Source organism: Streptomyces sp. NPDC026672, assembly GCF_040638185.1.
Classification (GTDB): Bacteria; Actinomycetota; Actinomycetes; order Streptomycetales; family Streptomycetaceae; genus Streptomyces.
The window spans coordinates 1-9882 of the sequence record NZ_JBEZXS010000092.1; the positions used below are offsets into that span (position 1 = coordinate 1).

The 9882-nt window shown below is 73.1% G+C and carries 8 protein-coding genes; 5 read left to right on the plus strand and 3 right to left on the minus strand.

Annotated elements, in window-relative coordinates:
* Positions 1-2216, minus strand: a 2216-nt coding sequence (locus tag AB0F77_RS42685; protein ID WP_361960101.1) for a M4 family metallopeptidase, incomplete at its 3' end; no start/stop codon positions are given.
* Positions 2217-2510: 294 nt separating this feature from the next.
* On the opposite strand from AB0F77_RS42685, the gene AB0F77_RS42690 reads away from it, so the two are divergent.
* A complete protein-coding gene (locus AB0F77_RS42690) occupies positions 2511-4013 on the plus strand; it encodes a metallophosphoesterase (protein WP_361960104.1) in 1503 nt (500 codons plus the stop codon).
* 84 nt (positions 4014-4097) lie between these two features.
* Positions 4098-5126: an LLM class flavin-dependent oxidoreductase gene (locus AB0F77_RS42695; protein WP_361960107.1), complete on the plus strand. Its 1029-nt coding sequence runs from the start codon at positions 4098-4100 to the stop codon at positions 5124-5126.
* 19 nt (positions 5127-5145) lie between these two features.
* Here AB0F77_RS42695 and AB0F77_RS42700 read toward each other — a convergent pair whose 3' ends face one another.
* Positions 5146-6111, minus strand: coding sequence for a TauD/TfdA family dioxygenase (locus AB0F77_RS42700; RefSeq protein WP_361960110.1), 966 nt, complete (start codon positions 6109-6111; stop codon positions 5146-5148).
* 168 nt (positions 6112-6279) lie between these two features.
* Here AB0F77_RS42700 and AB0F77_RS42705 point away from each other — a divergent pair, with 168 nt between their 5' ends.
* Positions 6280-7110, plus strand: coding sequence for an aldo/keto reductase (locus AB0F77_RS42705; protein WP_361960113.1), 831 nt, complete (start codon positions 6280-6282; stop codon positions 7108-7110).
* A gap of 45 nt (positions 7111-7155) precedes the next feature.
* Here the strand turns inward: AB0F77_RS42705 and AB0F77_RS42710 are convergent, their stop codons facing one another.
* Positions 7156-8040 carry a helix-turn-helix transcriptional regulator gene (locus tag AB0F77_RS42710; protein ID WP_361960116.1) on the minus strand — a complete coding sequence of 295 codons (885 nt, stop codon included), beginning with the start codon at positions 8038-8040 and terminating at the stop codon, positions 7156-7158.
* 167 nt (positions 8041-8207) lie between these two features.
* Between AB0F77_RS42710 and AB0F77_RS42715 the strand changes: the two genes are divergently transcribed.
* Entirely contained in the window at positions 8208-9083 is an 876-nt protein-coding gene (locus AB0F77_RS42715) for an oxidoreductase (RefSeq protein ID WP_361960119.1), read from the plus strand.
* A 72-nt stretch (positions 9084-9155) separates the two neighbouring features.
* Positions 9156-9758, plus strand: coding sequence for a DNA polymerase ligase N-terminal domain-containing protein (locus AB0F77_RS42720; protein WP_361960122.1), 603 nt, complete (start codon positions 9156-9158; stop codon positions 9756-9758).
* The last annotated feature ends 124 nt before the right edge of the window (positions 9759-9882 follow it).

Genomic DNA, 9882 nt, shown 5'->3' on the forward strand with positions numbered 1-9882 from the left:
GCCGTCACCGTCAGCTTGTCGTACTGCGAAGAGGTGGTGGTCTCGTCGGAGTCGACGTGCAGATAGAAGGTGAGGGTGGCCCGGCAGCCGGCCGGGACGGCCACCGACTGGGACAGCGTGTCCGTGTGCGCCGAGCCGTAGCCGTCGAGCCACGCCTTGTACGAACCGCCGTGCGCCGCCTGACCGGTGTCGTTCGTGATGACACCACTGCTCGCACTCCACACCGTGGCACCCGACTCGAAGCCCGGGTTGCCGAGCAGCTGCGCAGAAGTGCAGCCGCCGCCGGTGGCGCTGACGGTCCAGCCGAAGGAGGCCGTGCCCTTCGCGCCGGTCGGGTCGGTCACCGTGACGGTGGTGCTGGAGGTGCCCGCGGTGGTGGGCGTGCCGGAGATCAGGCCGGTCGAGGAGTTGATCGACAGGCCGGCCGGGAGTCCGCTCGCGGAGTAGGTCAGCGCGCCGGCGTTGGTGCTGCTCGCCGAGATCTGGAGGCTGACGGCGGTGCCCACGCGGGAGGACTGGCTGCCCGGGGAGGTGACCGTGACACCGCTGCTCGGCGGGGTGATGTGGCCGCCCACGGCGATGCCGGCGAAGGCGTTGCCGACGGCGGCGTACTGGGCGGAGCCGGTGCCGTAGAGCGCGGCGGCCGCGTTGAGGGCGGCGGTGCGGGCGCCCGCGTAGTTGGTGCTCGACGTCATGTACGTCGTCAGCGCCTTGTACCAGATCTGGAGGGCCGCGGCCCGGCCGATCCCGGTGACGGCGACGCCGTCGGAGGTCGGGCTGTTGTAGGTCACGCCGTTGATGGTCTTGGTGCCGCTGCCCTCGGCCAGCAGGTAGAACATGTGGTTCGCGGGGCCCGAGGAGAAGTGCACGTCGAGGCCGCCGAGGCTGGAGGACCAACTGTCCTTGGACGCACCGTCCTTGCTCGGCTTGTCCATGTAACGCAGCGGCGTGCCGTCGCCGTTGATGTTGATCTTCTCGCCGATGAGGTAGTCACCGGGGTCCGAGGCGTTGTTCGCGTAGAACTCCACGCCCGTGCCGAAGATGTCGGAGGTCGCCTCGTTCAACCCGCCCGACTCGCCCGTGTAGTTGAGTCCCGCGGTGTTCGACGTGACGCCGTGGCTCATCTCGTGCCCGGCCACGTCCAGTGACGTCAGGGCGTGGGTGTTCCCTGAGCCGTCGCCGTACGTCATGCAGAAGCAGCCGTCGTCCCAGAAGGCGTTGACGTAGTTGCTGCTGTAGTGGACGCGGGAGTAGGCGGCGACACCGTCGTTGCGGATGCCGCTGCGACCGAAGGTGTTCTTGTAGAAGTCCCAGGTCTCCTGGGCGCCGTAGGCCGCGTCGGCGCCCGCGGTCTGGGTGTTGGAGCCGGAGCCGTTGCCCCAGACGTCGTCGGCGTCGGTCATCAGGGTGCCGGTGCCGGAGGAACCGCCACCCAGGGTGTACGTCTTGTGGCCGCCGCGCGAGGTGTCGTTCAGCTGGTACGTCGAGCCGGACAACGTGGTGCCGAGGCTGACGGTGCCGCTGTACTGGGTGTTGCCGGTGCCGGTCTGGACCGCCTGGTAGCGGTGGAGTTCGGCGCCGGTCGTGGCGTCGGTGACGACGTGCAGCCTGCTCGGTGTGCCGTCGTCCTGGACGCCGGTGATCACCGTCTCCCAGGCGAGCCGGGGAGTGCCGGAACCGGCCCAGATCACCTTGCGGGCGCTGTCGGCGGCGGGCCGCTGCGCGTCGAGGGACCGGGCGGCCTCGATCGCCTTGGTCTCGGCGGCGGACTTCGTGACGGCCGCGGTGGTGGTGGCGACCTTGATGACGCGCCCGGTGTTGAAGGTGGTGCTCACGGTGCCCGCGGCCAGGGAGGCGGGCGGGGTGTGCACGACGAGGTCGCCGCCGAGGACGGGCAGGCCGTCGTAGGTGCGCTCGTAACGGGTGTGCACGGTGCCGTCGTTGTCCTTCACGACGTCCTTGACGACCAGCTTCTCCTGGGCGCCGAGGCCGAGGGTGCGGGCGGTGGCCGCACTCCCCTCCTGGGCGCCGCGGAGCAGTGCGTCGTGCTGGGCGGGGCTGAATTCTGCCTCCAGGCCGCCGGTCCGCAGGGGGCTCGGACGGGCGGCGGTGGGCTGGGCGGTCGCCGGGACGGACTGGATGCCTACGGCGAGGAAGGCGGCGGCAGAGACCAGGGCGGCCCCGACCGTCGAGCGTCTGTGGGGAAGGCGTCTCACTCGTACTCCTCCTGCTGCGACCGCCGGACGGCGGCCGGTGACAGACCGGACAGACGGCTGTGCTGTCCGGTCGGAGCTGTGCTGTGCGGGAGCGTGATCCGTGAGCGGATTGTGGGGGTGATCCGCCGGGCGTAGCAGGGAGGATGACAGTGTTGACCCGTCCATGTCAGCACCCTCAGGGGTGGCCGAGGGTTTTCCCCCGGTGCCGGGTCCGCGGGCCCTCGGTGAGCCCTGCCCGACCGCCGCCGGTGGCCCCTCGGCGGCGGCACCGGTGATCGTTGCTACGGTTCCCCGGTGGCTGACTCATCGCGCGACACCGCGGAAGGCGCCGGCTGGGGCGCCGAAGGACCCGGTGACTACAAGCAGTTGATGCCGGAGCACGTCGAGAAGCTGTCCTGGCTCGACCCCAGGACCCTGTGGGCGGCCCGCAACGGGGTGCTGGCCTCCTGGTTCGGCGACCCGACGGGCCGTACCCGCGACCGCTGGGTGGCGCAGCGGGCCACCGCGGGGGCGCCCGCCGACAAGGTGATCCGGCGCGAGGACCCGGACCGCTTCTCGTTCATGCTCATGGGCGACACCGGCGAGGGCGACGAACCCCAGTACTCCGTGGTGCCCGGCTTCCTGACGATCGGTCGGGACACCCGGTTCGCGGTCGTCGCGAGCGACGTCATCTACCCGGTCGGCGCCACCGGCGACTACGGCACCAAGTTCTTCCGCCCCTACCGGGACTATCCCGCGCCGATCTACGCGATACCCGGCAACCACGACTGGTACGAGGACCTCGGCGGGTTCATGCGCGTCTTCGGCGACGACGCGCCGCCCCTCGACCCCGAGCCGAAACCCCGCCCGCTCACCCGGAGTTGGTGGCGCGAGCTGCTGTGGCACCGGCCCGGTCCTGTGGACGCCCGGCGTCTCGACGACGCGCGGGCGCTGCGCCCGGCGCCGGAGCAACGGGCCGTGCAGCCGGGGCCGTACTGGGCGATCGACGCCGGCCCGGTGCGGATCGTCGGCATCGACACCGGACTGCTCGGCACCCTCGACGCCCGCCAGGGCGCCTGGCTGCGGGAGGTGTCCCGGGGTCCGCGCCCGAAGATCCTCGTCACCGGCTCGCCGCTGTACGTGGACGGCGAGCACCACCCCTGCGCGATCGAGGGCGGCGGCACGGTCGACGACATCGTCCGCGACCCGGCCCACCACTACGTCGCGGCGGTGGGCGGCGACATCCACAACTACCAGCGCTATCCCGTCGACGTGGACGGCCGCACCGTCCAGTACGTGGTCTCGGGCGGCGGCGGGGCCTTCATGCACGCCACCCACACCATCCCCAGGGTGTCGGTCGCCGGTGTCACCGAGGACGACTTCCGCTGCTATCCGCTGCGCGGCGACTCCCTGGCCTTCTACAGCGGGCTGTACGGCCGCCGACTGCGCCTGCGCCGCCTCTTCACGCTCACCGCGGCCGAGGCCACCGCCGTGATCGCCGAACGGCTCGGCACCGCACCGGGCCGGGCGCCGGGCCCCGGGGCCCGGGTCACCCGCCGCACCCGGCTGATCGCGAGCCTGCTCGGCGCCGGCGGCCGCCCCGACCGCACCTCCCGGTTCCGGCTGCCCGTGCGGAAGATCTACACCCAGCTGTTCTCACCGGGTTCGGCGACCTACAGTCCGCCCTTCTTCAAGTGCTTCCTGCGCCTCGACGTCTCCCCCGAGGAGATCCGGGTGCGCTGCTTCGCGGCGACCGGCAAGCGGGCGCAGGAACTCGACCCACCGGTGGAGGACGAGTTCACGATCCCGCTCCGCTGAACCGGCCCGCCGGCCGATCACACTCCCGCAACGTTCCCCTGCGACAATCGGCGCAGAACTGACGTACGACCGCTGGAGGAGCCCGTGCCGTCCACCCCCCGTCCCCTGCGCAAGCTGGGCTTCCTCACCATCGGTCTGTTCGACGGGGCCGACCCGCGGGCGGGGCACGAGTCCACGCTGGAGATCATCGAGCTGGGCGAGCGGCTGGGCTTCGACAGCGCGTGGGTGCGCCACCGCCACCTCCAGTACGGCATCTCGTCCCCCGTGGCCGTCCTGGCGGCCGCGAGCCAGCGCACCCGCCGCATCGAACTCGGCACCGCCGTCATCCCGTTGGGCTGGGAGAACCCGCTGCGCCTCGCCGAGGACCTGGCGACCGTCGACGTCCTGTCCGGCGGACGGCTCAACCCGGGCGTGAGCGTGGGCCCGCCCATGCACTACGACCAGGTCAAGGACGCGCTGTACCCGGACACCGGGGACCTGGAGGACTTCGGCCACGACCGGGTGGGCCGGCTGCTCGACCTCGTGCGCGGCAAGCCCGCGACGGACTTCAGCGGGGTCGAGGGCTTCGAGGTGTTCTCCGACGTCGTCCAGCCGCACTCCGCGGGGCTCGGCCGCCGGATGTGGTACGGCGGCGCCAGTGTGCGCTCGGCGAGCTGGGCGGGCGAGCACGGGATGAACTTCCTCACCAGCAGCGTCGTCCGGGCCGAAGGCCCCGAGGAGAGCCGGGACTTCGCCGAGATCCAGCTCTCCCACATCCGGGCCTTCCGCGCCGCCCACCCCGACGGCGAGGCGGCCCGGGTCTCGCAGGGCCTCGTGGTGATCCCCACCGACTCCGCCTCTCCCGCGCAGCGCGCCAAGTACGAGGAGTACGCGGCCGCGCGCCTGCCCCGCACGGCGTCCCCGCAGGGCCCGGGGCGGCTGCTGTTCGCCCCGGACGTCGTGGGCACCTCCGAGGAGATCGCCGAGCGGCTGCGGGCGCACGCGGCGTTCCGCGAGGTCGACGAGGTCGCGTTCGCGCTGCCGTTCACCTTCGCGCACGAGGACTACGTGCAGATCCTCACGGACATGGCGACCCGCCTGGGCCCGGCGCTGGGCTGGCGGCCCGCCGTCTGACGCGGGCCGCCCGGCCGGCTCACCAGCGGCCCGGCTCCGTGCCCGTGACCGGCGTGGACGGCCTGCCGTCGACGCCCACGGGCACGTCCCCCGTGAGCATCACCCGGTGCATGATCCTCGGGTGGCCGAGGTGGGCGGTGTCGCCGGGCGCCAGATGGATGGTGGCCCGGTTGTCCCAGAAGGCCACGCTGCCGGGCTCCCAGCGGAAGCGGACGGTGTACTCGGGCCGTACGGCCTGTTCGAGCAGCATCTCCAGGAGCGCGGCGCTCTCCGGGCGGGAGACGCCCTCGATCTGCTCCACGTAGTAGCCGTTGACGAACAGGACCCGTTCCCCGGTCTCGGGGTGCACCCGCACCAGGGGGTGCACGGAGGCGACCTGGTGGTCCAGCAGATGGCGCAGATACGCGTCGTCGCCGGGCCGGGGCTGGTAGCCGACCCCGAGCCGGTGCTCGGCGCGCAGCCCGTCCGCGAACGCCCGGACGGGCGCGGAGAGTCCGGCGTAGGCGGCGGCCAGATTGGACCAGGTGGTGTCGCCGCCGTGGGGCGGGACGGTCTCGGCGCGCAGGATCGTCGCGGCGGGCGGGTCGACGCGGGCGCCATGGTCGCAGTGCCAGCCGCGCAGCAGGGTGTGCCGGCGCCGGCCGAGCCACTCGTCGTGCTCCATGCCGTAGCGGCCGCCGAGCTCCAGCCGGTCGGCGGTCGTCTCCACCTCCGGGAAGCCGGCCGGCGAGGCACCGCCGCGGCGGCCGAGCACGACGGGGTCGCCGAAGCGGCGGGCGAAGGCGATGTGCGCGGCGTGGTCGAGGCGCTGCCCGCGGAAGAACACCACCTTCCAGCGCAGCACCGCCTCCCGGATCAGGGCGACCGCGGCGGGGTGGAGGTCCCCGGCCAGATCGACGCCGGTGATCTCGGCGCCGATGTGCCCGGCCGCCGGCCTCACCTCGATCCCCGCGGTCGGCTCCGCCGTGCTCCGGTCGGTCGTCATGGCTGCGCTCCGATGGTCGTCCGTACGGGCTCCGAGGAGATCGTGTCAGCGAATCGGCGCCCTGGCGACGGTACCTCCCGGCGCACGGCCCGCGGCGGACGCTCCGGTTGATCTTCACGCCCCGCATCACCGAGGCTGGTGCCGGCACAGTCGACGAAAGGTCTCCCCGTGATCAGCATTCCGGCGCACACGCTCGACGACGGCACGCGGCTCCCGGACATCGGTCTGGGCACCTGGCCCATGGACGACGCCCAGGCCGAACGGGCCGTGCGCTCGGCCCTGGGGCTCGGCTACCGGCTGCTGGACACCGCGACGAACTACCGCAACGAGACCGGCGTCGGCCGGGGCATCGCGAGCGGCGGCGTCCCCCGCGAGGAGATTGTGGTGACCACCAAGCTCCCCGGCCGCCACCACGGGTACGAGGAGACCCTCGCCTCCTTCGAGGAGTCCCGGCGGCGGCTGGGGGTGGAGTACGTCGACCTGTACCTGATCCACTGGCCGCTGCCGCGCGTCGACAAGTACGTCGACTCGTGGAAGGCGATGGTCAGGCTGCGCGAGGACGGCCTGGTCCGGTCCGTCGGCGTCTCCAACTTCACGCCCGGGCAGATCGAGCGGCTGGAGCGGGAGACGGGGGTCCTGCCGTCCGTGAACCAGATCGAGCTTCATCCGCTGTTCCCGCAGGACGGGCTGCGCGCCTTCCACGAGGCCAGGGGCATCGTGACGGAGAGCTGGAGCCCGCTGGGCCGCGACGTGGTCCTCCTTGAGGACCCCGCGATCGGGGAGGTCGCGCGGGCACTCGGGGTGACGCCCGCGCAGGTCGTGCTGCGCTGGCACGTCCAGCTCGGCGCGGTGCCCATCCCGAAGTCGGCCGACCCGGGCCGGCAGGCCGCCAACCTGGACGTCTTCGGCTTCGAGCTGGACGCGGACCAGATGGCCGCGGTCTCGGCCCGGGACCACCGGCGCCTGGGCGGCGACCCGGAGGTCCACGAGGAGTTCTGACCCGGTCCCGGGACTCGCCGGTCCGGCAGGACTCCCCGGCCGGGCCTAGGGCTCCTCCTCGATTCGGCGGGCGGAGGCGTCCCGCTCCCGCTCCGGGGCGGTGAGGCTGCCGAGGATGCCGAGCAGTTCGGCGCTGCGGCTGCCGGGCTCGGCGTGGAAGACGACCACCGTGAGCCCGTCGGTGCCGTCCATGGAGAACTTGTTCGAGTGCAGGTCCAGCTCGCCGACCTGCGGATGGGTCAGCAGGCTCAGCCGCCCGCGCCGGGGCCGCACCTCGTGGCGGGCCCACAGGGTGCGGAAGCGCTCGCTGCGCACCGACAGGTCGCCGACCAGGTCGCGCAGCCGCGGGTCGTCCGCGTCGGGCCCGGCGTAGGCGCGCAGCACGGCCACGCCCTCCTCGGTGAGGTCCTCCCAGTCACGGCGCAGGGCCCGTTCGGCGGGGTCGAGGAAGACGGCGCGCAGCAGGTTGACGCCGGGTGCGTAGTTCGGGGAGATCGCGCCCGCCAGGGTGTTGGCGGCGAGCACGTCGGTGTAGCGGTTCTGCACGTAGGCGGGGTTGCGCGTCCAGCCGTCGATGAGCTGGAGCACGCTCGCCGGGACCTGCTCCGGGCGAGCGGCGGAGCGGGTGCGGGCCGGGTGCCGGGTGCCGGCGGGCCGTTCCAGGGCGAGGCCGACGAGATGGGCGGTGGCGTCGTCGTCCAGCCGCAGGACGCGGGCGACGGCCTCCAGCACCTGGACGGACGGGTTGCGGTCGCGGCCCTGCTCCAGCCGGAGGTAGTAGTCGGAGCTGATGCCGGAGAGCATCGCGACCTCCTCGCGGCGCAGCCCCGGCACCCGGCGCAGTCCACCGCCGGGCAGCCCCACGTCCTCGGGCTTGACCAGGGCACGGCGGGCGCGCAGGAACTCCCCCAGCGCGTTCGTTCCGTCCATGCCACCACCGTACGGCGGGGCGGCGCGCGGCGGGTGTCCCTGTCACTCCCAGGAACACGGGGACACTGCCGTCGCCCGCGCGGACGGCGCACGCTGGACGGCGACGGACCGCCGCCCCGGCGGCCTGTCGCTCGGCACACCGGAACGGCACACCAGAGAGGCACGACATGTCTGCAACGCTCGGCGGAACCGTCACCCCGGCCGACGGCCTGACCCTCACCCGCATGGGCTACGGCGCCATGCAGCTGGCCGGGCCGCACGTCTTCGGTCCGCCGCGGGACCGGGACCGGGCGGTCGCGGTGGTGCGCGCGGCGGTGGAGGCGGGCATCACGCACATCGACACCGCCGACTTCTACGGCCCCGTCGTCGTCAACGAGATCATCCGCGAGGCCCTGCACCCGTACCCGGACGCGGTGCGCATCGTGACCAAGGTGGGCGCCCGGCGCGGGGCCGACGGGAGCTGGACCGTGTCACGGCACCCCGAGGACCTGAAGGCACAGGTCCACGACAACCTGCGCCACCTCGGCGTGGAGGCCCTGGACGTGGTGAACCTGCGGCTCGGGGACATGGACAGCCCGAACGAGGACCCGGTCGCCGACCAGTTCGGCGCCCTCGCCGAGCTGCGCGAGCAGGGTCTGATCCGGCACCTCGGGCTGAGCGCGGCCTCGGCGCGGCAGCTGGAGGAGGCGCAGGGCATCGCGCCCGTGGTCACCGTGCAGAACCTGTACAACCTGGCCGACCGGCGGGACGACGCGCTGGTCGAGCGGACGGCGGCGCAGGACATCGCGTTCGCGCCGTACTTCCCGCTCGGCGGCTTCAGCCCGATCCAGTCGGAGACGCTGGCCAAGGTCGCGGCCCGGCTGGAGGCGACCCCGCAGCAGGTCGCGCTGGCCTGGCTGCTCCAGCGCTCGCCGAACATCGCGGTCATCCCCGGTACGTCCTCGCCGGAGCACCTGCGCGAGAACATCGCCGCGGCCGCCCTGGTCCTGCCGGCCGACGCGATCGCCGAGCTGGACGGCATCGGCGGGGAGTCGGCGGGCTGAGTGCCCGGCGGCGGGGGTCGGCCGCGCGTCCCGGGGTACCCGCCCGGGACGGTCGCAGGGAAGGAGCGTGCGATGGCCGGCGACGACGGGCCGCGGACGTACCGCGGCGGACGTGAACCCGCCCGGACGCGGGAGGCGTCGGGCGCGGCGGGCGGGGCCGGTGAGGCGCCCCGGTTCGTGGTGCAGATCCACGACGCGCGCCGGATGCACTTCGACTTCCGGTTGCAGGTGGGCGACGTCCTCAGGTCCTGGTCGGTGCCCCGGGGGCCGTCGGCCGACCCGCGGGACAAGCGGCTGGCGGTGCCGACGGAGGACCATCCGCTGGAGTACGAGGACTTCGAGGGCGTCGTCCCGAAGGGCGAGTACGGCGGCGGCACGGTCCTGGTGTGGGACCACGGCACCTACGAGCCGCTCGGCCACGACCGCGAGGGGCGGCCGGTGGACTTCGCCGAGTCGCTGGAACGGGGGCACGCGTCGTTCCGGCTGCACGGCACCAAGCTGCGCGGCGAGTACGCGCTGACCCGCCTGCACGGCGAGGACGGCGACGACTCGTGGCTGCTGGTGCGCAAGGGGCCCGGCGGACCGCACGGCCACGGCACCCCCGACCCGCACCGCGCCCGCTCGTCCCGGACGGGCCGCACCCTCACCCAGATCGCGGCGGACGGCACGGTCTAGCTGTATTGATCACGAGCGTTGTTAACGCCGCCGGGCTTGATCATGGCGAAGGCCTCCGTGTGTGGTGGAGGTGTCGAATCTTCACCGCACGGAGGCCTTCGTGTCCCACCGTAATGCCCGGCTG

Excerpts from the sequence above, each read along its gene's own strand:
- AB0F77_RS42720 (WP_361960122.1), top strand. The coding sequence starts at position 9,156 with ATGGCCGGCGACGACGGGCCGCGGACGTACCGCGGCGGACGTGAACCC.
- AB0F77_RS42710 (WP_361960116.1), bottom strand. The coding sequence starts at position 8,040 with ATGGACGGAACGAACGCGCTGGGGGAGTTCCTGCGCGCCCGCCGTGCC.
- AB0F77_RS42700 (WP_361960110.1), bottom strand. The coding sequence starts at position 6,111 with ATGACGACCGACCGGAGCACGGCGGAGCCGACCGCGGGGATCGAGGTG.
- AB0F77_RS42715 (WP_361960119.1), top strand. The coding sequence starts at position 8,208 with ATGTCTGCAACGCTCGGCGGAACCGTCACCCCGGCCGACGGCCTGACC.